General features: G+C 53.5%; 21 protein-coding genes and 2 riboswitches. Of the genes, 14 read left to right on the top strand and 7 right to left on the bottom strand.

Translation table 11 applies throughout. The annotated features are described in order from the left end of the window. Positions 1–130 precede the first annotated feature (130 nt). Positions 131–727 (bottom strand): hypothetical protein, encoded by a 597-nt coding sequence (locus Q1Q75_RS09965; RefSeq protein ID WP_300669944.1) that lies wholly within the window; start codon positions 725–727, stop codon positions 131–133. Positions 728–1,226: 499 nt separating this feature from the next. On the opposite strand from Q1Q75_RS09965, the gene Q1Q75_RS09960 reads away from it, so the two are divergent. Beyond that, positions 1,227–1,880: a PAS domain-containing protein gene (locus tag Q1Q75_RS09960; RefSeq protein WP_300669941.1), complete on the top strand. Its 654-nt coding sequence runs from the start codon at positions 1,227–1,229 to the stop codon at positions 1,878–1,880. Between the two features lie 42 nt (positions 1,881–1,922). On the opposite strand, the gene Q1Q75_RS09955 is transcribed toward Q1Q75_RS09960, so the two are convergent. Genes Q1Q75_RS09955 through Q1Q75_RS09945 form a run of 3 tightly spaced genes read right to left on the bottom strand, consistent with a single transcriptional unit; the run spans position 1,923 to position 4,668 of the window. Next, positions 1,923–2,738: a heme ABC transporter ATP-binding protein gene (locus Q1Q75_RS09955; protein ID WP_300669939.1), complete on the bottom strand. Its 816-nt coding sequence runs from the start codon at positions 2,736–2,738 to the stop codon at positions 1,923–1,925. Positions 2,739–2,740: 2 nt separating this feature from the next. Next, entirely contained in the window at positions 2,741–3,757 is a 1,017-nt protein-coding gene (locus tag Q1Q75_RS09950; RefSeq protein WP_300669937.1) for an iron ABC transporter permease, read from the bottom strand. Beyond that, positions 3,754–4,668, bottom strand: a complete 915-nt coding sequence (locus Q1Q75_RS09945; RefSeq protein WP_300669936.1) for an ABC transporter substrate-binding protein — start codon at positions 4,666–4,668, stop codon at positions 3,754–3,756. The genes Q1Q75_RS09950 and Q1Q75_RS09945 overlap by 4 nt, the downstream gene beginning before the upstream one ends. 136 nt (positions 4,669–4,804) lie before the next feature. Beyond that, a riboswitch (cobalamin riboswitch) is annotated at positions 4,805–5,016 on the top strand. Between the two features lie 200 nt (positions 5,017–5,216). On the opposite strand from Q1Q75_RS09945, the gene Q1Q75_RS09940 reads away from it, so the two are divergent. From Q1Q75_RS09940 to Q1Q75_RS09895, 10 genes are all read left to right on the top strand, one after another. Then, a complete protein-coding gene (locus Q1Q75_RS09940) occupies positions 5,217–5,975 on the top strand; it encodes a DUF2162 family putative transporter (protein ID WP_300669935.1) in 759 nt (252 codons plus the stop codon). 167 nt (positions 5,976–6,142) lie between these two features. Then, on the top strand, positions 6,143–6,817 hold the full coding sequence (locus Q1Q75_RS09935) for a MotA/TolQ/ExbB proton channel family protein (RefSeq protein WP_300669933.1): 675 nt from the start codon (positions 6,143–6,145) through the stop codon (positions 6,815–6,817). Beyond that, entirely contained in the window at positions 6,814–7,185 is a 372-nt protein-coding gene (locus tag Q1Q75_RS09930; RefSeq protein ID WP_300669931.1) for a DUF2149 domain-containing protein, read from the top strand. Before Q1Q75_RS09935 ends, Q1Q75_RS09930 begins: the two co-directional genes overlap by 4 nt. Before the next feature lie 251 nt (positions 7,186–7,436). Beyond that, positions 7,437–9,422 (top strand): helical backbone metal receptor, encoded by a 1,986-nt coding sequence (locus Q1Q75_RS09925; protein ID WP_300669929.1) that lies wholly within the window; start codon positions 7,437–7,439, stop codon positions 9,420–9,422. Positions 9,423–9,744: 322 nt separating this feature from the next. Beyond that, positions 9,745–13,635: a cobaltochelatase subunit CobN gene (locus Q1Q75_RS09920; protein ID WP_300669927.1), complete on the top strand. Its 3,891-nt coding sequence runs from the start codon at positions 9,745–9,747 to the stop codon at positions 13,633–13,635. A 124-nt stretch (positions 13,636–13,759) separates the two neighbouring features. Next, on the top strand, positions 13,760–14,539 hold the full coding sequence (locus Q1Q75_RS09915) for a sirohydrochlorin cobaltochelatase (RefSeq protein WP_300669925.1): 780 nt from the start codon (positions 13,760–13,762) through the stop codon (positions 14,537–14,539). A gap of 220 nt (positions 14,540–14,759) precedes the next feature. After that, a riboswitch (cobalamin riboswitch) is annotated at positions 14,760–14,962 on the top strand. Between the two features lie 301 nt (positions 14,963–15,263). Continuing rightward, positions 15,264–17,231, top strand: a complete 1,968-nt coding sequence (locus Q1Q75_RS09910; RefSeq protein WP_300669923.1) for a TonB-dependent receptor — start codon at positions 15,264–15,266, stop codon at positions 17,229–17,231. Between the two features lie 697 nt (positions 17,232–17,928). Continuing rightward, the gene (locus tag Q1Q75_RS09905; protein WP_300669920.1) at positions 17,929–18,453 is read left to right on the top strand and encodes a MotA/TolQ/ExbB proton channel family protein; all 525 of its coding nucleotides are present in this window, start codon (positions 17,929–17,931) and stop codon (positions 18,451–18,453) included. Further along, positions 18,419–18,829, top strand: a complete 411-nt coding sequence (locus tag Q1Q75_RS09900) for a biopolymer transporter ExbD (RefSeq protein WP_300669918.1) — start codon at positions 18,419–18,421, stop codon at positions 18,827–18,829. The genes Q1Q75_RS09905 and Q1Q75_RS09900 overlap by 35 nt, the downstream gene beginning before the upstream one ends. Continuing rightward, positions 18,826–19,545, top strand: a complete 720-nt coding sequence (locus Q1Q75_RS09895; RefSeq protein ID WP_300669916.1) for an energy transducer TonB — start codon at positions 18,826–18,828, stop codon at positions 19,543–19,545. The genes Q1Q75_RS09900 and Q1Q75_RS09895 overlap by 4 nt, the downstream gene beginning before the upstream one ends. A gap of 12 nt (positions 19,546–19,557) precedes the next feature. Here the strand turns inward: Q1Q75_RS09895 and Q1Q75_RS09890 are convergent, their stop codons facing one another. Further along, positions 19,558–20,220, bottom strand: coding sequence for a class I SAM-dependent methyltransferase (locus tag Q1Q75_RS09890; protein ID WP_300669914.1), 663 nt, complete (start codon positions 20,218–20,220; stop codon positions 19,558–19,560). A gap of 221 nt (positions 20,221–20,441) precedes the next feature. After that, positions 20,442–20,657 carry a hypothetical protein gene (locus tag Q1Q75_RS09885; RefSeq protein ID WP_300669912.1) on the bottom strand — a complete coding sequence of 72 codons (216 nt, stop codon included), beginning with the start codon at positions 20,655–20,657 and terminating at the stop codon, positions 20,442–20,444. A 57-nt stretch (positions 20,658–20,714) separates the two neighbouring features. On the opposite strand from Q1Q75_RS09885, the gene Q1Q75_RS09880 reads away from it, so the two are divergent. The 3 genes from Q1Q75_RS09880 (at position 20,715) to Q1Q75_RS09870 (ending at position 24,759) form a co-directional block, all read left to right on the top strand. After that, complete coding sequence (locus Q1Q75_RS09880) at positions 20,715–22,643, top strand: cache domain-containing protein (RefSeq protein WP_300669910.1); 1,929 nt, start codon at positions 20,715–20,717, stop codon at positions 22,641–22,643. A 391-nt stretch (positions 22,644–23,034) separates the two neighbouring features. Continuing rightward, positions 23,035–23,412 (top strand): response regulator, encoded by a 378-nt coding sequence (locus Q1Q75_RS09875; RefSeq protein ID WP_300669908.1) that lies wholly within the window; start codon positions 23,035–23,037, stop codon positions 23,410–23,412. An 84-nt stretch (positions 23,413–23,496) separates the two neighbouring features. Next, positions 23,497–24,759, top strand: coding sequence for a formate/nitrite family transporter (locus Q1Q75_RS09870; protein ID WP_300669906.1), 1,263 nt, complete (start codon positions 23,497–23,499; stop codon positions 24,757–24,759). Here Q1Q75_RS09870 and Q1Q75_RS09865 read toward each other — a convergent pair. Next, positions 24,744–25,703, bottom strand: a complete 960-nt coding sequence (locus Q1Q75_RS09865; RefSeq protein ID WP_300669904.1) for a sigma-54 dependent transcriptional regulator — start codon at positions 25,701–25,703, stop codon at positions 24,744–24,746. The genes Q1Q75_RS09870 and Q1Q75_RS09865 overlap by 16 nt on opposite strands. Positions 25,704–25,858 lie beyond the last annotated feature (155 nt).

Raw genomic sequence — 25,858 nt, 5'->3', positions numbered from 1 at the left:
CACAGGCCACCGGTGAACGGGTGTTTTCCCCTTTACCCAACAAAAAAGCGCCCCGTCATTGAAAATGACGGGGCGCTTTTTGTTTAAAATGATGACGGAGTCCCTTGGACGCCGATATTTTTCTTCAGCCTTAATTGATACTGGGGCCCTCCAGGAAGTCCGTTTCCTGCATGGGGCCGTGAAAGACCTCAATCCGGGTTCGAATCGTTTCGAATTCGTCGTCACCGATGGCCCCCTGCAGTTTAAGCCAGTGGAATTTTCGAATTTCTTCACCGGGATCGTTGGCATAATCGATTTCGCCATACCAGGAGAGGAGCTGGTTTTTTCGACGTGTCATGATCTCATTGAGCACCTCTTCATGATGATCGTCACAGATCAATCGAAGCTCCCCTGCGTCGGTTTTAAAAACGGTATATCGTATGACGACACAGCGGTATATGAGAACACAGCAGAGGGCCACCAGGGGCCAGTGCAGTGAAAACCCAGGGACCGAAGACGTCTCGACAAGTTCGACCAGCATCTGGCATACCCAGGCAATCAGCAATACGATGCCCGCATTGCGAAACCAGGGGGTGCGTGTTTCCATCGCCGTGCTTTCCATGGGAATATCGGCGTAACTTACGTCAAAGGCGCAGGATCCGCCATCATGTTCCATGGCGTAAATCAGGCGTTCATCATCAAAGGTGAATCGCGTACAGTTGAAGTAGCGTTTCTGTTCTATCTCCATACATGCCTCCGGAGATGGCAGGGTTGATACATAAAAAACGAAAGGCAGTAAGGCGTTCGGGACCTTTCAGGCACCGAACACCGTTTGGGCAAACATTAAACAAACTCGCAGGGAATGGCAATAACAATATGGACGGTGGGTTGGGGTGATATGAACGCCTTATTGTTCTGGAGAAATCCCTTCTGGGCTTTTTAATGAAGCTTGCGAGCACGCCTGGATTGACGGCAGCGTATTTTTGATGCACCCTTTTCAGTGAAAGATTGGCCTTGGTCATCGTTCGGGCCATGGCCATGTAAAAACGGGTGTCGGGAAACAAAATGGCGATCGGCTATAGGCTATAGGCTGAGGAGTCGCTTCGTTCCGGCTTTTGGATTCGTTATCGACCATGTGGTCCTCTGGAAATCGATGGTCATAAAATGACCTGGTTCTTTTGAATGGCCGAAACGATGATCAAGGCCGAAAGATTTGATCCATGTATTCCACGGAAGAGGGGGGGGGGATGTCGCAAGGGCCAATATACAGGGTGCGAGGCCAGGAAATTGATGTGGACGCGGCGGTGGCCGCTTTTCCCGATCCGGTCTTTATTTTGGATCGTCAGGGTCGGTATCTTGATGTTTTTGGGGGGACGGAGAGAAGTCTTTATGATGATCCGACCTATCTTCTGGGAAAGACGCTTCATGACGTCCTTCCCGGAGATGTGGCCGATCATTATCTGGAGATGATCCACCGAACGCTGGATACGGAAACCATTCAGGTGGTGGAGTACAGCCTCTCCGCTGAGGATGTCAAGCGGAGTCCAAAGGATGGCCCCTCGGGAAGGCAGTGGTTTCAGGGGCGAATCTCTCCCTTTCGTGTCGGGGATGAGGTGTCGGATCACGTATTATGGGTCGCCATCAATATTTCGGAAAAAAAACAGGCGGAGTTAGAGAGGGATCAGGCCATGGCGGCGTTGGAAAAAGCGCTGGTGGAGATTCGAAATCTTCGGGGGATTCTTCCCATCTGCAGCAGCTGTAAAAAAATTCGTGATGAAGACGGCGGATGGCATGCGCTGGAAAATTACATCTCGGCTCACTCCGAGGCAGACTTTTCTCACGGTATCTGTCCAGACTGCATGAAGGCCCTCTATCCGGAATACAGTCCGGACGAGGGGTAGATAGAGCCATTCTTTTAAGGCTTTCCCGTGGATGTCGAGGCCTCAGGATGTCGTAAATCGGGCTGGGACAGGGGTGATATGCACGGTGCCCGCCACCGGACTTTTTTCCACGAAGAGCCGGCACCCGTAGACGGCTTCGAGCCGCTTTTTTTCCAGGACGTCCGAGGGTGTTCCCAGGGCTGCGACCTTGCCTTGATGGATCAGGCAGAGGGTATCGGCATACATGGCGGCAAGATTCAGGTCGTGGGAGACCATCACCACCCCCATGCCCCGCTCATGCTTCAGGCGTTCCATCAAATCCATGACGCGTACCTGGTGGGCCAGGTCCAGGGCCGAGGTGGGCTCATCGAGAAGGATGAACTCGGGTTGCTGGCAGACGGCTCGGGAGATGAGAACCCGTTGCTTTTCCCCCCCGCTTAAGGCATCGAGGGTCCGGTCTGCTAAGGGGAGGACGTCCGTAAAGCTCATGGCCTCCTCGGCAAGGGCGAGGTCTTTTTCTTTGTGAAATCCCAACATGCCCAGGTGGGGCGCTCGTCCCATGAGCACCACTTCACGTACGGTCAGAGAGAAGGCCGTCTCCACGGATTGGGGTAGAAAAGCGATGCGACGTGCCAGCGCCCTTTGGTTGAACGAATTTAAAGGAGAGCCGTCGAGGGTGACACTCCCTTTTTGGGGGTGGGTGAGCCCAGCCAGGCATTTCAGCAGGGTTGTTTTCCCCGTGCCGTTGGGACCGGCAATAATAAAGAAGGAGCCTCGATCGATGGCCAGAGAGATGTCGGTGAGCACCTCGTGGTCTCCATAGCCGGAGGAGAGGCCGGTAACGGCAAGATAAGGCTTCTGGTGAGGAAGGTCTTTCATGATCAGGCCCTCCTTTTAAGCAGCAGAATGAAGAGCGGCGCACCGACGATGGCAGTGATGACGCCGACGGGAATTTCACCTTCCCGGGGAACCCATCGGGCCAGAAGATCGCAGATGACCATGAAGGCACCCCCGCCCACAATGGTTGCCGGAACCAGCACCCGGTGATCCGATCCGAAGATCTGGCGAAGAATGTGGGGCACCACCAGACCCACAAAGCCCATCAGCCCGCTCTGGCAGACCATGGCGCTCACCATGAATGAGGTGGCGATGAGAAGGATGAGGGTGGTCTGACGGATGGAGACACCCATGGATCGGGCCATTTCGCGGCCCATCAGCATGAGGTTCATCTTGTGTGAGAGAAGAAAAATGATGGCAAAGCAGGGGAGGACCAAAATGGCCACCATGCCCACCTGGGGCATGTCGGCTGAGGAGAGGTCCCCCATAAGCCAGAACATGATGTCGTGCAGTTTGTTTTCATCAGAGATGGAGATGAGGAACATGATCACCGCTGAACAGAAGGCGTTGACCATGACACCTGACAGGAGCATGGCATCTCGCCCTGCCCGGCTGTCTCCCCTGGCGAGATAGAGAACCAGGAAGAGTGTGGCCATGCTGCCTGCAAAGGCCGTGAGGCTCACCCCGGGAACCCGGGCCAGCCCTGCAAGAATTCCAATGATAGCGCCGGTGGCGGCACCGCCGGAGATGCCCAAAATATAGGGTTCTGCCAGGGGGTTGCCGAGAAGAGCCTGAAAGACAAGCCCTCCCAGGGAGAGCACTGCGCCGCAAAAGAGGGCCATGAGCACTCGGGGAAGCCGGATGCGCTCAATGATGGCGATTTGAAGACCATCGGCCTGTGCGTTTCCGGTGAGAAGGTCCCAGACCGGCCCGAGGTCGATGCCGGAAGGGCCGGTGGCCAGTCCGATCACGACGGCCAGGGCCAGGACCAGAGACAGAAGGCCGGTGACCGTGAAGATGCGTCGGACCAGGCGCCCTTGAATCAGATGTGCGTCACTCACTTGGGCGTCTCCTTGAAAAGGGTGGGGTGGATCAATGCCGTCAGCATGGCCAGGCCGTCAACCACCCGCGGTGTGGGACGATCCAGAATGTCGGAGTCCACGACATGAATTCTTTTGGTTTTTACGGCGGGCAGGGAAGGCCAGCTCTCCCACTCTTTTTTGACCACCTCGAAGATGTCGTTTCTGGCCATGGAGGTGATGATGATGATCTCAGGGGCCAGGGCCAGGACTTGTTCTTTTGAAAATCGAGGATAGGGTCTTGGGCTGGTCACGGCGTTTTCTCCACCGGCTCTTTGGATCATCTCATTTAAAAAGGTGTTTTTTCCCACGGAGACGATGGGGGAGATGCCGATTTGGAAAAAGATGAGGGGTTTGTGGGGAGCTTGGGCCACGGCTCTGTCAATAAAGGCCAGCTGCGTGCTCATCTTTTCAGTGATATTCTGAGCTTCATCTTTTGCGTTAAGAAGGCCACCTATCTCCTTGATAGATCGAAGGATAGTGTCAATTCCTTCTGGGCTAACCGTGTACACGGGAATCCCGAATGCTTTAAGACGTTGAATTGTTTTTTTCGGGTTACCGTCTTTGACGGCCAGGCAGAGATCGGGCTTCAGATTGACGATGGTTTCAAGCTCCGGCCGAATGTAGCTGCCCACCCGCGGAAGTTTTTTCGCCTCTTCCGGGTAATCGCTGTAGCGTGTCACGCCAGCGAGCAGGGCACCTTTGCCTAATGAGAAAACGATCTCCGTGATACTGGGGGCCAGGGAAACCACCCGCAGCGGTCGATCGGGCAGTTCCACGGTGCAACCTGTTGTATCGGTAAAGGATTGCGTCTCACCGTATGAGATGGATATTCCGCAGTAGAAACGGGCAGCGATGAGGATGAATACAAAATATAAGGCTCGATTTTTCATGCTATTCTCGTTGGTTGTCCATTGGGCAGGGTCCTGGGATTTATCATGGATATCCCTGAATCCAAGGGGTTCGAGCCTGATTGCCGGGTTTTCCCTCAAGGGAAAATTATCCTTGACATAGGATATTTCTATGGAATAGTAAATGAGAAATTCAGGTGCTTTTCGCCCTTGCACTACAGTGAGGGGGGAGGAGAATAGGGAATCCCGTGAAATTCGGGAACGGACCCGCCGCTGTAATCGGGGACTGTCCCGGCCACCAAGCCACTGACTGCCGCAAGGGAGTCGGGAAGGCGCGCCGGGCGGATTGATCCGAGAGTCAGAAGACCTGCCTGGATGGAGCTGGATCAACGCCCGCGGTAAAGGTTGTGATTCTTTTGTGATGCTTTTTTTGAGCATCCCTTGTTTTATGTGGGAAAATACGGATCCCCGCACCTCGCCAGAGGTGTGGGGATTTTTTGTTTCTATTTTCCACACCCTCCATCCTGGCTTTTCGACGGAATTAAACGCAAAGCATGCCGTTGCTGCATAACCGGAAGGAGTCAATTGCCATGGAGTGGAAAAGTCTGATTGCCGGATTGGTCTTTACTATGGGGATTTACGCCGCCAAATGTGGAATCGGCCTTGCCTGTGGTTTGGTGGAACATGAGAAAAAAGGACGGCAGTTTGTCTTTATCGGCACCGCTGTTTTCGCCTATACCCTCTTGTTCGGCGGAAGTTATTTTCTCCTCACCCGTGTAAATCTCCTGAATCAATTCCTTATCGTTCAACACCTGGTTGAGTGGGCCATGGTCGTTCATGTGGCCATGGCCACACTCCTCCTCGTGTGGGGGATCGCGCTGCTTAAAAAACCGACCGATGAGAAAGGTGCCGTCCGGGGCTGGTTGCTTTTTGCCTTTCCATGCCCGGTGTGTATGGGCGTTGTTTTGTTAACGGTTGCTTTTGTGATTGGTTTTTTTCCGGAGCGTTCCCTTGAGATGACCGCGATGGCCTGGGGCGTTTTTGCCGCTGTGACCCTTGTGAGTTTTTGGGTCGCACGAAGCCTGGGGGATCGGTTTCACAACCCCCATCATTTTATGGGAACCATGATGGTCTTTGCGGCGCTTTGGTTTCTTTTAACGGTCCTGATTGTCCCCCATGTGTCGGAATTGCCGGATGTCTTCGCCATGGCATCAAGCACAACCGATACAGCCCGGCCAAAGGGGCATGTATCCTTCTGGGTTATCGTCCTCTTATGTGCTCTGTTTTCGGTGGGCGTCTATGGCGATCGATTTTTTCAGTCCGGGTCATTGTTGGGGCCACGGCCCTAACCCGGATATTTCATGAGAAAACAATCTGGACTAAGGAATAATTCGTAATTACAGTTCTTTGGAGAAATATTTTCATTGGGTGTTCAGGGGGTGATGTGAACACACGGATGGCCGAGGCGATGAGCAAGGCCAAATTTTTTATTAACTGGTGAAGTGAGGACTGGTACGTGCAAACGGCAGCTTTGATTAAAAGTTATATCTATGTAATTTCTTCATCCCTTCTTTATCCCGTTCTGGTGCTCCTGGCCTTTCTGACCTTTTGGATCGTGGTCTGCGCAGGTTCCCTCTTTTCAGAATGGGTGGGGCGTCACCGCATCGTCAATCGCTTCGATGTCGACGGACCGGATCTGTTTTTCGAGCCCGACCACGCCCGTTACACGACCCATCGGGTGAGCCGGTATGTTTCCCGGTTGAAGGGTCTGCTCGAAAAGAGTGGGGGCGCTTCCAGTCTGGAGGTCGAGAGGTTGCTCCAGGAGACCACGCGACAGCTTTTCTTGTCTCTGGATGTATTCCGGCTGGTGGTGCGTGTGGGGCCGGGGCTTGGTCTCATCGGCACGCTGATTCCCATGGGGACCGGCCTTGCCGCTTTGGGTCAGGGCGATCTCTCCATGCTCTCTTCCGAATTGGTGATTGCCTTTACCACCACCGTGGTGGGGCTTGCCGTGGGCCTGTGCGCGTATTTTTTTCTGGTTGTAAAAAATCGGTGGGCAGATGAAGATCTTTTAAACATGGAAGTGGCCACCGAGGCCCTGGCCGGGGCTCCGAAAAGCCATCTCGTGATCGGGTCACCGGAACACGGCCTCCCCGAAGGGCTTGGATCGCCATCCGGGGAGGCGGCATGAGGTACCTGAAAAAGCGGCGGCATGCCATTGGGCCGGAGTCGCAGGGCAGAGGCCTGGCTTCTGATCCCATGGATGGGGTGGCGAACCTTTTTGATGTCGGCCTTGTCTTTATTGTGGGGCTGATCGTGACCCTTTTTTCCACCTATCGCCTTCACGATCTCTTTAATGCAGAGAGCGAGATGACCATCGTCAAAAAAACCAAAGACGGTGAGATGGAAATTATCACCAAAAAGAAAGAAAAAATCGATGTGCTGAAGGTCTCCAAAAGCATGGGCGAAGGGGAAGGGCAGCGCATGGGCGTGGCCTATCGCCTGGAGGATGGCTCCATGGTCTATGTCCCGGATGGGGGAGAGACCGCTTCGGAGTGAAAGATTTTTGGTCGCGATTCAGCTTATGCCTCCGATTCCAGATTTATCCTTGGATCAAATGCGGATGCGATTTGCCCCGAGGAATCAGCCTGCGCCAATGTCTATGCGTCACCATTCGACCAACGTCAATGAGCTACGGCGCGACAAGCAAGGGGCGATGCACATCCGCAAACCCGCTTTCAAGGTGGCGCCACCTTGCTGCCGGAGGCATCCATGAAAAATCAATATTTTAAACACCCAGGAACCCAACTATGAAATACATTCGCCTTTGGACGGCCGCGGCCTTTTTGATTCTTTTTTCTTTTCAGCCGGTGCTGGCAGTCACGGTTACCGACTCCGCCGGTCGCAGGGTGGTCATTGAAAACACGCCCCGGCGTGTGGTCTCCCTGGTGCCTTCGCTGACCGAAGCCCTTTTTGTGATGGGTGCCGGGGAGCGTGTGGTGGGGGTGACCCTTCATGACACCTGGCCGTCCGAGGCCAATAAAAAGACCGTGGTGGGCGGCTTCTTTAAACCGTCCATTGACAAGGTCCTCTCGCTTCACCCCGATCTGGTGTTTGTGTCCGGCATTCAGAAAGAGATAATTGAAGCGCTGCAAGGGGTTGTCCCCATGGTCCAGTTCGATCCGATCTCTGTTGAAACCTCTTTTGATCAGATGCGCTTGATGGGGAAAATGATGGACTGCGAGGCGGGCGCGGAAAAGATTGTCACAGACAACCGACGCATTCTTTCTGATATCCAAAAAAAAGTGAAGAAAATCCCGGCGTCAAAGCGAAAACGCGTGCTTCGGCTGATGGGGCGTACGAGCCTCATGACCCCCGGTGCGGACTCCTTCCAGCAGGAGCTCATTGAAATGGCGGGTGGCATAGGCCACAGCGTCAAGGAAAACGGAAACGTGATCTCCCTCACCGATGAAGCGTTTATCGCCTTTAACCCGGATGTGATTTACGGATGCGGTGGGGACAAAAAAGCAGCGGAGCTTCTCTTCAGTAAGACCGCCTTTCAATCGATCTCGGCGATTAAAAACAAGCGTATCGACTATTACCCCTGCGAGCTCACCTGCCGGGCATCCACCCATATGGGTTACTTTGTCTCCTGGCTGGCGGCAAATCTTTATTCCAGCGAATTTTCCGTTCGAGACGACCAGATTTATCCCGATGCCGTAAAATCACGCGAAGGGATTCCTGTCTCCCTTGATTACGTCAAGAAAGTGGAATTGACCCGCGCCACCCTCTACGATTTTCCCTCCAAAAGCCTGGTGGTGGATTTCACCTCTCCAAAAACCGTTTTGTCGACCCTCGACGGCTGGCGAGAGAACATCGCCACCGTGGGCAATGATTATATGCCGCCCCAGTGCTGGCGCCTGGCCCACGAGGGGGGCTTTGACGGCATGAAGCAGGATATCTTCAAGATGCTGGGCAAAAAAGCGGAAACCACAAGTTTTCTCTTTACCGGCGCCGACATGGATAACTTCAGCATAAAGACTGTTTCGTTTAAGAAGATGTCCGTGACGGTCCTGGCCACCGCCGGGGTCTGCTCCAACGCCATGCGCATGGGCAAAGACACCGGGGATTATTATGAGCCCGGCACCATCAACGTGATGATCCTGCCCAACATGCACCTGTCAAAACGGGCCATGAGTCGCGCCCTTATTTCGGCCACGGAAGGCAAAACAGCGGCCCTTCAGGATCTGGACGTGCGAAGCACCTACACGCCCCTGGTCAACCCGGCCACCGGCACCGGCACGGACAATATTCTTATCGTGGAAGGGGACGGCATGCGTCTGGACAACGCCGGAGGCCACACCAAAATGGGTGAGCTCATCGCCACTGCGGTGTATGAAGCCGTCACCGAAGCGATCTTCAAACAAAACGGCCTCACCGCGAATCGGAGCGTTTTCAGACGTCTGAAAGATCGAAAAATAAACATCGCAGGATTCATCGGCGAGTCAACCTGCCCCTGCAATACCACAGGCAAAGAGACCCCCTCCGAGGTTGAGAACCTGCTCCTGGATGTTCGGTACGCCTCCTTTGTTGAAACCGCCATGGCCCTCTCCGACGCCTGTGAAAGAGGGTTGGTCACCGACCTCTCCGCGTATAAAAGGTGGTGCTCCGAGTTGGCCCGTGAAATTGCCGGAGGTCCGGTGCCCGAAGTGAATTTCATCTCTGACACCACGATCCCAACGCCCCTGGCCCTGGCCATAAACGCGTTGCTGACGGGACTTGAGTATAAAAAATAATGTGTAATTTGTTGAAAACGTGCTTCGTGCTTGGTTCTTCGTTCGAGGAGTCGCTGGGCTCCATCAATTTAAAAAAACCATGCGTTGGTGGCTGACATCGTAAGCCTTCATGGGCTCGATAGTCCCGATAGCCACAGCAGGCATCGGGCTCGGGTGCCACCGGCCACGCAGGACCCCGTGTCGGTTTGCCGGAATTTTTTGGCGAGAACGACCCTGATACAGGGGGGCGACGCACGGCAGGTTTCCTTGCACTTCACGCGAATGCGGACGCATTCGCAAACCCGCTTTCGAGGTGGCACACCTCGCCGCCGGAGGCTTTTTTGTGAGAGTTTTTGTTACCACCTTTTTGATCTGTTTTTTTCTCGCTGTTTCGGCACACGCCACCACCGTCTCCCTTGTCATCAGTGAGTCGGACACCGGTGTGGTGAGTCGCGGCCTTCCGGCCCTTACCGACACGGAGGATATCGAGGCCCGGTATTTTACCCATGCCGAGCTTCTGGCGACGGAAGGGGCCCGGAGTTTTCTCCTCTCTTCGGATGTGATCCTGGTGGACGTCATGCATCGGGAGTTGACCGAATTTCTGGATTCCCATGTGGATGTCTCCGGGAAGGCTGTGTTTGCCTTGCGGGGGTCCCGTGACGACGAGGGGTTGAAGAAGAAGGGCTACCGTTTTAACGACAAGATCGGGGCCTGGTATTCGGTTTTGACCCCAGGCAATGTCACCGCCATGATTCGGTGCGCCGTGGCCCTTTCTCTGAATCGGGAAGAGGGGTGTCTGGGGGAACCGGTGCGGATTAAAAGCGGCATTTATCATCCCGCAGCCCCAGGGCTTTTCGACACCTGGGAGGATTATCGGGCCTGGTACAGGGCCGATCCCGACGCGCCATGGATTGGGATTACTTTTTATACCCCTGCGGTGCTTCGCAGCCCAGAGGAGTCGGCGGCAAAGATTGTGCGGCGGCTTGAGGCCGAGGGCTTCAACGTGTTGACCTGTTTCGGTAGGGAGAAGGTCCTTTTTGACCGTTTTCTCCTGGATGACCATCGAAGGGGGCGGGTCGATCTGGTCCTCGCCTTTTCCATGAAGTTTTATTCAGCCCTTTCCGAGCCCACAAAAAATGGACTGAGGGATTTGGACGTGCCGGTGATCAACGCCGTTACCCTTTACTCTTCAAAAATCGACGAGTGGCGCAAGGACCCTGCGGGGATTCCCGTGACCGATTTGATGTGGGCGGTGGGAAACCCCGAAATTTCAGGTCTCATTGAGCCGACTCCCCTGGAAGGCAAGGTGCGGGTCCGAGGGGCCGAAAAGGGAAAACCTCTTTTTGCCACCGTCCCCATCGACGAGAACCTGGACCGACTCATCCCCCGTCTCAAGCGGTGGGTCGCCCTGCGCCGAAAGGCCAATTCGGAAAAACGGTTGGCGCTTCTCTATTACAATCACAGCCAGGGAAAGCAGAATATCGGGGCCAGTTATCTCAATGTGTTCCGGTCCATTGAGACCCTTGTGGCACGGTTTCGTCATGAGGGGTACCGGATTGACGACACAAAGGACCTCTCCGAGTCGGCCATCAAGGAGATGATCATGCGCTCAGGGCGTAACATCGGCTCCTGGGCTCCCGGAGAGCTTGCGAATCTGCTGGGTTCCAAAGAGGTCGTCCGGCTTCCCGTGGCCACCTACACGTGCTGGTTTGAACAGCTGCCCCAGGCCTTTCAGGATTCTGTGATTGAGCAGTGGGGTCGCCCCGAATCGTCCACCATCATGGTGAAGGACGGGTTTTTCATTATCCCGGTGGTGACCCTGGGTAATTTGGTGATGATGCCGGAGCCCTCTCGGGGCTGGGGGGACGATCCCATGAAGCTCTACCATGATCAGAGCGTCTGGCCCCACCACCAGTATATTGCCGCCTACCTGTGGATCCAGAACGGATTTAAGGCAGACGCCATGATTCACCTGGGCACCCACGCCACCTATGAGTGGCTGCCCGGCAAGCAGGCCGGGCTCTCTCCCTCCTGTCCGCCGGAGGTGATGGTGGGGGATCTGCCCAATGTCTATCCTTATATCGTGGATGATGTGGGGGAGGGGATTCAGGCCAAGAGGCGCGGGCGCGGGGTGATTATTGATCACATGACGCCTCTGTTTCAAAAAGCGGGTCTTCACAGCGATTACAGCAAGCTTTATGAGCTGATTAACCGATTCACCCGTGGGCAGGCCGTGGGAAGCCTGACGGCCCCTGTCATCAAAAAGGAGATCATGGCGCTGGCGTTAAAAACCGGGTTTCAGGAGGAGCTGTCCCTTACCCGTTACGATGCGGGAGAGATCGAAATCCTTGAACATGCCATCCTGGAGTTGAAAGAGACCCTGATGCCCCATGGGCTCCACACCTTCGGGGCCTCTCCGTCAGAAAAAGACGCGAGGGATTTTTCTCTGCTGGCGGAAGAGCTCCGTCCCGGCCTGGACACCGATGCCCTTGCAAAGGGGGTAAGGGCCTCCGGTGACTTGGAGCTTGAGAGAACCGTTCGGGCCCTGGCCGGTCGCTTTGTGCCGGCAGGGGAGGGCAACGATCCTATTCGAAACCCCCTGGCCATTCCCACGGGCAAAAATTTTTATGGGATCTCTTCGGCCAAAATTCCCACAAAAGAGGCCTGGAAACTCGGGGTTGATGCCGGGATACAGATTGTGGAGCGCCAGCTTAATGAGAAAGGGGCGTACCCTGAAAAGGTGGCCATTATCCTCTGGGCCACGGAGACCTTGCGAAACGAGGGAATCAACGAGAGCACCATCCTCTGGCTCATGGGCATGGAGCCGGTGTGGGATGCCTCCGGGCGCGTCACCGGCACCCGGGTGGTGCCGGGTTCCATGCTGGGACGCCCGCGCATCGACGTGCTCATCAACCCCTCGGGACTCTACCGGGATCTGTTTCCGGAAAAGATGACGCTCCTGGACAAAGCGGTGCAGCAGGCCATCGCGGCCAATGACGTGGAAAATTTTCTGGCAAAACACAGCTTGAAAACCCGAAAAATGCTGGAGGACAAAGGGATCCCAGCCAAGCGCGCGGAAACGCTCTCGAGAATTCGAATTTTTACCGAAAAACCGGGCTCGTACGGCAATGGCGTGTCCGAGCTCATCGGCATGTCTGGTTTCTGGGAATCCGATCAGGAGATCGCCGACGTCTGGAAACGACGCACCGGTTTTGCCTTTGGTCAGGGGCTGTGGGGGGAAGAGGCCGAAGGGTTGCTGGCCGAAAATTTGAAAGGGGTGGCGGCTACGGTGCACACCAGCTCTTCCTCGCTTTACGGCACCATGGACAACGACGATGTGTTCCAATACCTGGGGGGGCTCTCCCTGGCCGTGGAAAAAGAGACGGGCAAACGCCCCGATGTGGTGCTGACCCGCCAGACACGTCCGGAAACCGTGACGGTGGAGGGCATCGAAAAAACCGTCGGCCGGGAGCTGCGCAGTCGCTACATCAACCCAAAGTGGATCACAGCCATGAAAAAAGAGGACTATGCCGGAGCGCGGCAGATGTCCAACTTTGTGGAGTACATGTGGGGCTGGCAGGTGACCGTCCCCCATGCCGTGAAAGAGACCTCCTGGCAGCAGACCTACGATGTGTATGTGAAAGACAGTTTGGATCTTGATCTCAAAAAATTTTTTGACGAAGCAAACCCCTGGGCCTACCAGTCCCTCACCGCCCGCATGCTGGAATCGGTTCGGAAAGGGTACTGGAAGGCCGATGAGGCCGTTACGAAAAACCTGGCGAAGGAGTACGCCATGGGGGTGGTGGAAAAGGGCGTGGCCTGCTGCGATCATACCTGCAACAACCCGCTCCTGAATCAGATGGTGGTGACCCTTGTTTCCATGCCCGGCATGCTCTCTCCCGAGATGGTGGAAAAATTTACCATCGCCATGGAAGAGGCTGTGGGTAAAAAGCTGGAAGATCAAGAAACAGAGCAGGCGGCGCGCCACGAGACGGTCATGGCTGCGTCCCAGGCATCGAGTGATCCGGCAACAAAAAAGGCGGAAAAATCGGTGACGACACCCGACCCAAACGAGTCTGGCCGTGGTAAAAAATCTGTCCAGGGATACAAGATGGAAAAAATTGAAAAAAAAGAGGAGACCACCCACCTCTCTTCATCAGGGGTCATGTGGTATGCCGCTTTTTTTCTCTTGGGCTTTATCGGGCTCTTTGCCTGGGGAATGCACAAAGAGTGAAAAAGTGAGTTTGCGAAGGGCACAAGACCTGTTTGTTGAACCCATCTTTAATAAAATCAGGTAAACGTTTAGCCCCCGGCAGGGCCGCTGGTGGCATTTTCGATACACTATCAGGGAGAAAATTATGAAACCGGTCATCATACCCGTGGCCTTCGGGACCACCAGCAAGGCCCTTGAGACCTATGACGTCATTGATGAGGCCATCAAACGGCGATTCCCACAGCACGAGGTGCGGTGGGCCTGGTCTTCGCGGATGGTTCGGGAGGTCATGAAAAAGAAGGGGCGTCACTTTCCCCATGCCCATGAGGTCTTGGCGGAGCTGGCAGCGGAAGAAAAAGAGTGGGCCGTGGTGCAGTCTTTCCACCTGATCTGCGGTCATGAGTTCCAGCGGCTTCTTGATGAAGCGGGAGGCGGTAAACCACGGGTTTCTATGGGGCTGCCCCTGCTAACCTCTCCTGAGGACTGTCAATGGGTCGTGGATGCCTTGGGGGGGCTGGTCTCGTCACGGGAAGGTGAAGCCACGCTTTTTATCGGGCATGGCACGGACCACCCCGCATGGACCACCTATTTTGCCCTGGATGCCATGTTGAAAGAGACATACGGTCCCACCGCCTTCACGGGTGTGGTGGAAGGCTTTCCCGAAGTAGAGGATGTGGTGGCCAGGGTAAAGGCCGCAGGCTTCAAACGGGTGAAAATTGTTCCCCTGATGCTGGTCGCCGGAGTCCATTACTTTGAAGATCTGGCAGGGGATGATGAGGGCTCATGGAAGAATCTTTTTGAGGCTGAAGGGATCGATGTCACTTTGGTGGACCGGGGCATCGGGTACATGCCGGAGATTGTGCGCCTCTTTATCCGGCATCTGGAAGAGGCCATGGAACTCGTGCTTGAATCGGAACGTGTATAATATCTTCTGATCTAAGTGGAAAGTTAATGTATTTGTTGTTCAATTCTGTATGGGCAATACGGGCTGATAATTTTATTTATAGACTTAAATAACGAGTGGTTACTTCTGCGTCTTGTCACCCTGAAGGTTGGATGGTTCAGGGTAAAATATTCACATTCATCTGGCGTGACAAAAAAGACAAGAAAGTGTTTGACAGAAGTCAAATAACTTGTGTAGATAAGCATACAAATTGATCTCTGGTGCACATTCCTTTTCCAATTAGGAATTGGCTTAATAGGGAACCTCGTGAGAATCGGGGACGGGCCCGCCGCTGTAACCGGGTACGAATATCGCAAACAATCCACTGTCCATATAGGGTCGGGAAGGTGCGATGGTTCGGACGATCCGGAAGTCAGAAGACCTGCCAGGGTGATTTCATAAATTCGGTTGCTGTGTCTTGCACATCGCAACGATTTGTGAGGGGTTTCGTTCTCGTGGTAGGGACTGAAGACCTGATAAGACGACATGGAAAAAACGGCCCCATGTCCCCGATAAACCGGGGGCATGGGGCTTTTTGTTTGACATGACCGGCTCGTCATCTGTCTGTTTCCCCCCCTTTTCTCCTGCCTCGGGTTTTTTTAACGTTTCCACTGCAGTATTCGACAATGGCTCAGGTGGTCGTTTTGGTCGTGGATCGCCCGTTTTGATGCGTGATGGAGTCTTACGGTTTTTGAGAGGAGTAGAAATGAAAAAAAGTCTGATGATTGGCGCTCTGGCGGCCTGGATAGCAAGCACTTCGCCGGTTTGGGCGACTGATGCCACCCTGGATGAGTATGTGGTTTCGGCCTCACGGGCCAAAGAGAGTGTGACGGAGGTGGCTGCTGCTGTTACGGTGATTGATGCGGAGGCCATTTCAAATTCGTCGGCAACGGATTTGGGAGAGCTTCTTGTGGAAAAGGGGGGCGTCCTTGTTCGCGAATATCCGGGCAGTTTGACATCTATCGGGATTCGAGGGGTGCGTACTGAAACCCATGGCAATGACCTTATGGGCCAGGTTTTGATCCTTCTTGATGGACGGCGCGTCGCTACAGGCAATGCCGCAAAGATTTTAACGCAAAACATTGAGCGGGTTGAAATTATCAAAGGGCCTGGGGCCGTTCAATACGGTTCCGCTGCAATGGGTGGTGTTGTGAATGTCATCACCAAGACAGGAGAGGGTAAGCCCTCGGTGTTCGTGGAAGCCAAGGCTGGATCGTATGAGTATCAGGAATTTGGCTCAGGTATTTCCGGCAAATCCGGTAGGTTGGATTATTCTGCCACCGTAAGCCGATCGGAAGAAGGCGACTACAAGACCGGGGCGGGTAAAAAGTATAAAAATACTGGAAATGACGGGATCCTAAGGGCCAGTGTTAACACCGGTTATGAGTTAATCCGCGGGCATCGTCTTGGGTTGACGTACACCTTGTTTGATGCCGACAAGGTGGGTAACCCCGATGGTTTAGAAAAGAACGACCTTGATGACACCAAAAGCTCTGAAAATAACACGTTAAATTTCCAATATGATGGCAAAAACAACAGTGACACTTTGAGTTGGACTGCCCGGTATTTCAATGGCACAGACAAAGATACATGGTTAGACCCTTTAGCCAGCAATCCAGGCAATTCAATGTATGAAGACGGTAAGCCCTATACAGCAAAAACAAAAAATAAGGGTGCCCAAGTTCAAGTTGCATATGATGGCGACACTCTTGGATTCTTTACGGGTGTTGATTGGCTCGATTACGATATTACAAATAGTCAATACAACCCAAAGCATACGACTTATGAGAATATTGCAGGCTTTGCTCTTGCCAAGGCTAAATTATTTGATAACAAGTTGGTCCTGAGGGGCGGTGCACGCCTTGACCACTATGAAGTGGCGGTGCTTGACCCCGTCGGACGAAATGAAAAGGATGATCATGTAACCCCCAGTGTTGGTGCAATTTATAATGTTAACAAGGTGATTAAGCTCAGGGTCAACGTTGCAGAGGCCTTTCGCATGCCGTCTGCCAAGGAGCTTGCATATGAAGTTGCGTCTCCATATGGAAATACCGTTGGAAACCCCGACCTGGATCCTGAAAAAAGCAGGACTTACGAGGTGGGGATGGATATCACCAAGGATGGCCTTAAGAGTTCTCTGACACTTTTTAAATCCGATTATGATGATAAAATTGTAACCATCAAAAAGGGGGGGGACTCAACGTGGACAAACTTGGGTGAAGCGACCATCAGTGGTGCCGAACTCGAATTGTCGTATGCATTCGAAGATATCTTCGGCGGCTGGGAACTCCGTCCTTATGCCACCGCGACCCACCTTCTGGAATTTAAAGATGAGGAGACTGACAAAGACCTTCAGTATACATCTGATACCGATGTCTCCGCCGGGATTTCACTCACCGACTTGAATGGATTTTATTCGGATCTCAGCGTTTCCTACCTCAGTAGTCAGGATGTGGTGAAATGGAACCCGGACTGGTCGAAATCGGATGTGACGCTTCCTTCCGTGACCGTAACAAATTTTACTGTTAGCAAACGCGTGCTGACCACGGACAAGTTCGGAAGTTTGACCCTTCGTGGTGAAGTGAAGAACCTATTCGATGAAGATGCAGCATACGTTCTGGGATACCCCATCCCGGGCCGTCGTTTTTTTGCCGGGGTGACCTGGACCTACTAAATCGGTTCTGATCACCTTGTGCCACGCTTTCCGCCGGACCTGTGACGCTGGTGGAAAACGAGGAGGCATCGATGCCTCCTCAAAAAAGCCCCGAAGGTCATTCCCTGCGCATCAGGGCAGGCCGCCCCTTGTTTTTCCTGTCTTTGACTGTTTGATTGGGCAGTTGTTAAGAAGGCAGGAGATCCTCCTTGCAGGGGGCGGTTCGGTTCTTAATTTGAACCGAATGCAAAAGGAAGAACCGGAAAGGGTCGGGTGCTTCGCTCGTTGACTCGGAGCATCATGTGTATCTCCTGATCTGTGGTTGGAATCAGGGGCCGGGGAGGGACAATGACGTCCCTCCCCCCTCCCATGATTTTCACGTCTGATCCGGGGATTTTTTTGTGGGTTGTTGGCGGAGCTATTCAGTCGCCCTTTGCTTGATGAGATCCCCTCGCCTTGCGCGATGATTTATGCTATAGGTTCGAAAGATATGTATTCTCGATATTATGTAATCTCAGCGCCTTGCTGGAGTCTTTGATCTCAGCGAGGCTTTGATGTTTTAACTCTCCTGACAGGTGTTCATAACATGATTCAATTATTCAAAAGTGGCGGTTTTTTGATGTTTCCGTTGCTTTTATGCTCTTTTGCCTCGTTGACGGTTGTTCTCGAACGGTCGGTGTTTTGGTTTAGAATCAGAAAACAAAGGAACCGCGCGCTGGTGTTCCAGGTTTTGGACCTGGCTGAAAAGGGACTTTGGGATGAGATCAGGCGGGTGACCCGCGGGTCGAAAAATTTCATCGTGAAAATTCTGATTAACGGAATCCTGCATCGTGACTACTCCATGTCCATGGCCATGGAATCGGCGGCTTCCGATGAACTTCAAAAAATGCGTCGGTTCATGGGAGTTCTCGAAACCATTATCACCGTGGCCCCCCTCATGGGTATTCTGGGCACGGTGGTGGGTATCATTCATTCCTTTGATATGCTCGGATCTTCCGGTATCGGTGATCCCCAGGCCGTCACCGGCGGGATTGCACAGGCCCTCATCACCACGGCAGCGGGCCTTTCCATCAGTATTCTGACCCTGCTTCCCTGCAACTGTTTTAATGCCTATGCAGAGTCCGCGGCGCTGGATATTGAAAAATACGCCACCTCCCTTGAAATCACCTACGAAAAATTGATGAATGGTAACAAGGAGGCTCTCGCGGATGAAAGTAAAACGAGACTTCAGCATCAAAAATAAGCCCGACATGCTGCCTCTTATTGACGTGGTGTTTCTCCTGCTTGTTTTTTTTATCTATGCCATGCTCTCCATGAGTTACCATAACGGCATTCGCCTTGAGCTGCCGGAATCGGCACAGGCTTCCCACATGGAGGAGACGGCAGAGCTGATTATTTCCGTGGAAGCCGACGGGCGTGTGTACATGGGTAAGGAGGTGGTGGCCTTAACGGAACTGCAAGCCCGTGTGACCCGTTATTTTGAAGGAAAAACGAAAAAGCAGGTGATCCTCAGCGGACACAAGGATCTTTCGTACCAAAACCTTTTTAAGGTGATGGATACCATCCGCGGGGCAGGCATCACCGACATCGCCCTTCAGGCAGAGGTGGCCAGGACGTGAAGCATTTGATTTTCCCTGCCTGTGCGGCCGCTCTTTTCCACGCACTTTTTTTTCTAATGCCCATGCCCACCGCACCGGTCATTTCACCCTCGGCCCCCACCCATGGCACCACCATCACTGTTTCCATGACCGTCCCATCGGTCCAGGCCGCTGCTCCGGCCAAATCGAAACCCGTGAAAGCAAAACCCAAAAAGAAAAAACCGGAAAAACCTAAAAAAATAGTTCCGAGAAAAACAGTCCCCAAAAAGGTGGTGAAGAAAAAACGAACCATTGTGGAACCTCTTAAAGAGGTGACTCCACCCGTACCGCCGGATTTGGTTAAAGAACCAGCCCCCATAAATGACGAACCCGTGACACCGGACGTCGTAGAGGCCACCGTCCAGAACACCGCCGCAGAGCCGGAAGAGGCGAGCGAACCCGCATCGGCCCCCGCTGTGGGCGGCATTCAGTCAGACGCTCAGCCCACCTCCGTCTATGCTCCCGAACCCCGCTACCCCAAGGCCGCCATCCGCCGAGGCTATCAGGGCGTGGTGCTTCTCGATATTCTGGTGAACGGGGAGGGCACGGTGGAGGAGGTGAGGGTGAAAAAATCCAGTGGCCACGGAGCCCTGGATAAAAGCGCCGTCAAAGGGGTGAAGAGGTGGCGATTCTCCGCCAGTGGTGTGGCAAGATCCATCTGGGTGACGTTGCCGGTGCGGTTTGAGCTGACGTCGTGATCCCCTGATCGTCTATTTCTTTTCCAAAAAGATCACATCATTTGCCACGAACCGGAGCCCGGCATGAAAGCGCTGCGCGAGATATTCAAAGGTGCTGCGGCTGTAGAAGCAGATATGGGTCGGGTCGTGAATGTAGTGCCATTTTTGAAACGCGGTTTGATCAATGACGAGTTTGGTCATGAGGGCCAGGGTGCCGCCTTTGCGCAACAGGTTAAACAGCGTCGTAAACTCGCGGTGTGGGGCGTGCAGATGTTCCACGACCTCTGTGGCCGTAATGACATCATATGTTTTAGAAAACACCGAAGAATCGTCGTGATAAAAGGGGTCATAGAGATCCATGTGAAGGCCCTGTTCTTCCAGGAGGACCGACAGGGCGGGACCGGGACCGCATCCGAAATCCAATCCCTTTTGATGGGGTTCCAGGGTTTCAAGCAGAGGTGTGGCTAATCGGGAGAGGAAACGGCGATAGCCCGGATCGTCGGGATTGTTTTCATGCAAATCATAGGTGGCTCTTTCATCTTGGGCGCTCAGCCAGTAGCGCCTGGGGACAAATACCAGCTGGCAGTGCCCACAGCGCAGGTAAGCCCTTTTTCGATCCGTGAAAAAGGAGTGCACATCGTTGCCATGACACAAGGGGCAACAGGACTCTTCCTCTACTATAAGTGGTGTATCCATGATGTAAATCCGCTGGAATAAAGTGGCCGCTGCGATAACGGTCCGGACAGGGGACCGTTCGATGAATGCAGCGGCAATAAATGTTTTTTTAAGGCCGCCGCAACGACCCGGAATACCCGGCCACAAGGTTCCTGACGGAAGGCCAGCCGTGCATTTATTTTGATTGTCGTTTATGAGTACCTGAATGATTCCAGGCATGCAAGAAAGAAGGAAAGAGCCCTTCATTCTTTACTGTCTGGAAAAATGGTTGACATGTCATTCGCATGATTGTTCCGCAACTCAGGGCCTTTCTGATTGTTTAATCCTTTTTTTTGTTCATATAAAATAATTTTTCCAAACCCCCTTCCGCCTTGCCGTTGAACCTTTTTCTTCCCATAAAAGCCCCGCTTTTTTTTTCTTCTTTTGCTGTCCTTTTTATATAGAAAATGAAATGGCATTCATTTTGCTTAAATTTGGTATGCCTACTAATAGAGCACCGTATTTTCGGAGGTTTTATGTTTAACTCGACACGGGCCAAACTCATTTTCAGTTTTCTCAGCGTGGCATTGCTCGTCGGGGCTGTGTCGTTGATTGTCGGTTGGCAGCTTTTGTACGGTTCCGTGTTAAATGAAGCCAACAATCGGGTAAGACAGGATTTGAATGTGGCCCGGGTTATCTACGATGATCGGGTGACCGCCATTGAGGTCTCCCTTGAAACCACGGTCCATGCATCGGACTTTAACCTCGCGATGGCCTTCCATGATTTTTCGTTGCTGCAGGCCCGATTGGAACAGGTCTCACGGCGATTGGGTCTGGATTTTGCGGGCATCCTTGGGGCCGATGGCCTCTCGATCTGCCGCCTCGGCTACGCAAGCGATCCCCCGCCCCCTCTTGCTGGATGTATGCCTGTTGCAGAGGTCTCGCTGAGTCAGTGCCAAACGGTTTCAGGGACCGTGGTGCTGGATCAGAGTTTCCTTGAGAGCGAACCCCTTGATCTGGCTGAAAGGTCCCGTATTCTCATTCGTCAGGAGAGAAAAGACGAGGACCTTGTCGTCTCTGAGGAAACAGCGGGGCTGGCCATTGCCTCTGCGGTCCCTATTTTCAATCAGGGAAAATTGATCGGCACCCTGTACGGGGGGATGCTTCTGAATCGTGACCAATCCATCGTGGATAAGATCGGTGGGACGGTTTTTCGCAACGAGGTGTACCAGGGGCATAATCTGGGCACGGTCACCATTTTTTTCAATAATCTGCGGATTTCGACCAATGTCCTGGAAAAGGATGGGCAGCGGGCCATCGGCACCCTGGCCTCCCAGGAGGTAACCACGCGGGTTCTTCAGCAGGGGAAAAAATGGACGGATCGTGCTTTTGTGGTCAATGATTGGTACATCACCGCCTATGAACCCATCACAGATATCAACCAGCATCGGGTGGGGATGCTCTACGTCGGGGTTTTGGAGGCCAAGTATCGGGATGTGCGGGAGAACGCGCTCTGGGTGTTTGCCATGATCACCCTGGCCGGGGTTCTTTTTGCCATCGCCTTAGGCTGTCTCCTGGCGAGCCGGATCATGCGGCCGGTGAATCAATTGATTCAGGCCAGCATGGAGATCTCCACAGGCAATCTGTCTCCTGATATCGGCCCGATCTGCCAAAGCGACATCGGACTGCTCCAGAAAGAGTTCAAAAAGATGACGGAAGCCATTATTCGGCGGGATCAAGAGCATCAGGAGGAGAGTGAAAAACGACTGATTCAGTCCGAAAAGCAGGCCAGTATAGGAAACCTTGCCGCCGGTGTCGCCCATGAGATCAACAACCCCCTGACCCCCGTCCTTACCTTTACCCATCTCCTTTTGCGTCGTACCGATCTGCCGGAAGAGGTCCGCATGGACCTTGAGACCATCGCCGTTCAGACGGAACGGGTCCGGAAAATTGTGAAAGGGCTTCTGGACTTCTCCCGCCAGAGCCGCCTGGATATGGAGTTCCTGGACCCCCGCCTGATGCTGGAAGACTGTATCGACCTGATGGAAAATCAGGCTTTGATTTGTGGCGTGGCTCTGCACTACAACGCCCATGGCACGCTGCCGATGTCTCGCCTGGATCGCAATCAGATCCAGAGTGTCATGGTCAATATTATTTTAAATGCCCTGGATGCCACGGCCTCCGGCGGGACCATTGACATTGTGTCTGTCGCAAGGGCGAGGGAAGGCGTCCAAGGCGTTGAGATCCGGGTACAGGATACAGGGATGGGTATTGAACCGGAGTCTCTCGATAAATTGTTTGATCCTTTCTTTACGACCAAAGAGGTTGGCAAGGGCACCGGACTCGGGCTGGCCGTTTCGGCCGGGATTATTGAGCGCCACGGGGGGAAAATTTCCGTGGAAAGTGTTCTCGGCGAGGGCAGTTGTTTTACCCTCTGGCTTCCTTGCGATCGGGATCGTCTCTGAGCCTTAGCCCGGATATTTCATGAGAAAACAATCAGGACTAAGGAATAATTCGTAATTACAGTTCTTTGGAGAAAAATTTTCATTCGTTTCAAAAATGCAAAATGTAATCCACGGTATTCTGTCTGATTTTCTCACCCTTCGGGCGAGCCGGGTGCACTCATCTGCTGCGTTATCAGAGCTTTGAGGTAAACCACTACATCTTCAGCTCTGATGTCTTGCATATGAGCGCACCCAACTCGTGAAATATCCGGGATGGGCAACGGGCATTACGGATAGTGTCATGCCCTGCCTTGTCTGTCGGAAGGGTGGACACGGCAGGGATATTTTTCGGGACATGAGACCAGGGGCCATGGAAACCAAGAGTCACACAGTGAACTGGGAATGAGCAGCCATGAAAATACTGATTGTTGATGATGATGCCATCGTTCTTGAAAGTTGCCGGCGTGTTCTGGAATCCGAGGGCATGGCCGTCCGTCTGGCCGGTGATGTGGATGAAGCCCTCTCTGTGATGGCGGTGGAGGCCTCCTTTGATCTGATTTTAACGGACATAAAAATGCCGGGCAATGATGGGTTTCAATTGATTCGCCTGGTACGGGGAAGCTCTCCTGAGAGCGCCATTTTGATGATGACCGGCTACCTGATACCGGCGTCCGTTCAAAAGGGAACCCAACGGGGGGCGGATGGCTTTATCGCCAAGCCGTTTACCCCGGAAGAGTTGATTTCATCTGTTTATGGGGCAATTTGCCGTAGAAAGGGCCGGAAGGTATAAACGAAAAAAAACGCTGTGAGAGGGATCTGGTCAGCATCAGGCGGATCAGGTTCATGGAATAAAGTGTGAGCGAAAGGAGGACCCATGACTGAACGCATGCTGGTGATCGATGATGATGCTGCTGTCTTGCGATCGTGTGAAGCCATTTTCAGGGACAACGGATTCGAAGTGGAAACCACGGTGAGTCCCACTGAAGGCCTGGAGCTCAGCACAAAAAATCATTACGCCGTGATTTTGTGTGATTGGAAAATGCCGGGATTCAATGGACTGGATGTTATCTCCGAGTTGGAAACACGGGCGCCTGATTCGGCGGTTGTGATGTTCAGTGGTTACCCTTCGGTGGATCGCGCCACGGAGGCCATGAAGCGGGGTGCCATGGACTTTCTCGCCAAGCCTTTTACGCCCGATGAAATTGTTGATGTGGTGCGCAAGGCCATGGGGAGTAAACTCAAGCAGGAGAACAAAGTCTACTCTCGGTTTGAGAAGATGTGGGATAAGTTTCCGGTGCCCAGCCTGGATGCCAAAGGCCCGAAGACCATCGCCGAGACCGTGGCCCAGAATGTGGGGGTGGACAAGGCAAATTCGCCCTGGGTTTCACTCTTTGTTCTGGGTGTGTTAGCCGGTGCGTATATTGGCTTTGGCGGGCTCTTCTCCTCTTCCGTGACCTTCGATCTTCCGCCCACGCTGGGGGTGGGGATCAAGAAACTCATCGCCGGAGGGGCGTTCAGTCTCGGCCTGATGCTGGTGGTGATCGCCGGTGCCGAGCTTTTTACCGGCAACAGCCTGATGGTCTCAAGCGTCATGATCGGTGAGGTGACCTGGCAGCGGGTGCTGGCCAAGTGGGGCGTGGTGTACGTCGCCAACCTGGTTGGCTCGTTGCTCCTGGCGCTGCTCTTTTATTTTTCGGGGTTGTGGAAAGCAGGCGGCGGCGCTTTGGGCGAAACAGCCGTCCGGGTGGCCAGCGCCAAGGTGCATCTGGGGTGGTGGGAAGCCTTTGTTCGGGCGGTCGGCTGCAACTGGCTGGTCTGCCTGGCGGTGTGGATGGCCCTGGCTTCCCGTCAGGTGATTGGAAAAATTTTCGCTATCTTTTTCCCGATTATGGCCTTTGTGGCCATTGGATTTGAGCACTGCGTGGCCAATATGTATTTTATCCCCACGGGGATCTTTCTGAACCATTGGGCCGGGATCGCACCTGCCGGGTTGGACATGAACACCTTGACATGGACAGCCTTCCTGGTCAAAAACCTCATCCCGGTGACTTTGGGCAATACCATTGGCGGCGTTGTTTTTGTGGGGCTAAGCTACTGGGGGGCGTACCTCAGGCCGACACCTCAGTCGGCCGAATAAGATGCAGCGCTTAAGTCGCTTTTTTTACCAAAAGGAATGTTAAGCTTTTTCATTCTGTTTCTCAGGGTGCTCGGGTTCATGCCCAGCAGAGCCGCGGCCCCTTTGGGCCCCTTCACCTTTCCGTGTGACGTCTCCAGGGCTTTGTTGATCTGGTATCGAATGGCATCGTCCAGGGTAGAGTGGGTGACTTCGATTTGATCAGGAGCATCGTAAGGCATGATGGGGCTTGCCTGATAAAACGGCGGGAAGGTCAAGGGTGTCCCAGGCGGCTGTGTTATATTAAGAATCATGGCCCGCTCGATGACGTTTTCAAGTTCCCTGACATTGCCCGGCCAGTCGTGGTGGTGAAGTGTCGAGATAGCCTCGGGGGTGAGCACAGGCAGGACGTGAATATTCATCTCTGTGGCTTTTCGTTTGATGAAGTAGGCGGCAAGGTCAGGCAGGTCGGAGAGCCTGTCACGCAAGGGGGGGATGTGGACTGGGAAAACATTTAACCTGAACCAGAGATCCTGACGGAAGGCTCCCGTCTGAACCATCGCCTCCAGATGTCTGCTCGTTGCGGCGATAATCCTGACATCAAGGGTGATGGGCCTTGAACCACCGACGCGTTCGATTTCTCGGGTTTGCAAAACTCTGAGAAGTCGGATCTGCGCCCTCAGTGGCAGTTCGCCGATCTCATCCAGGAACAGGGTGCCTTGGTGGGCCCGCTCGAAACGGCCTCGTGTTGTCTGAAAAGCTCCGGTAAAGGCTCCCCGTTCATGGCCGAAAAGCTCACTGTCGATGAGATCGTCCGGGATGGCACCGCAGTTGATTTTGATGAAGGGTTTGTCTGCTCTGGAAGAGGCGACGTGAATGGCGTTGGCGATCACCTCTTTTCCCGCTCCGGTTTCACCGAGAAGAAGCACCTGTGTGGACAGGGGTGCAACTTGTCGAACCAGTTGCATGACGCCCTTAACCCGGATATTTCATGAGAAAACAATCAGGACTAAGGAATAGTTCGTAATTGCAGTTCTTTGCAGTAATATTTTCAATTATTTCAAAAATGCAAAATGTAATCCACAGTATTCTGTCTGATTTTCTCACCCTTCGGGCGAGCTGG

The organism is Desulfoluna sp. (genome assembly GCF_030145185.1).
Classification (GTDB): domain Bacteria; phylum Desulfobacterota; class Desulfobacteria; order Desulfobacterales; family Desulfolunaceae; genus Desulfoluna.
The sequence above is the reverse complement of the archived record's forward strand: the minus strand, read 5'-3'. Positions and strand labels throughout refer to the sequence as shown.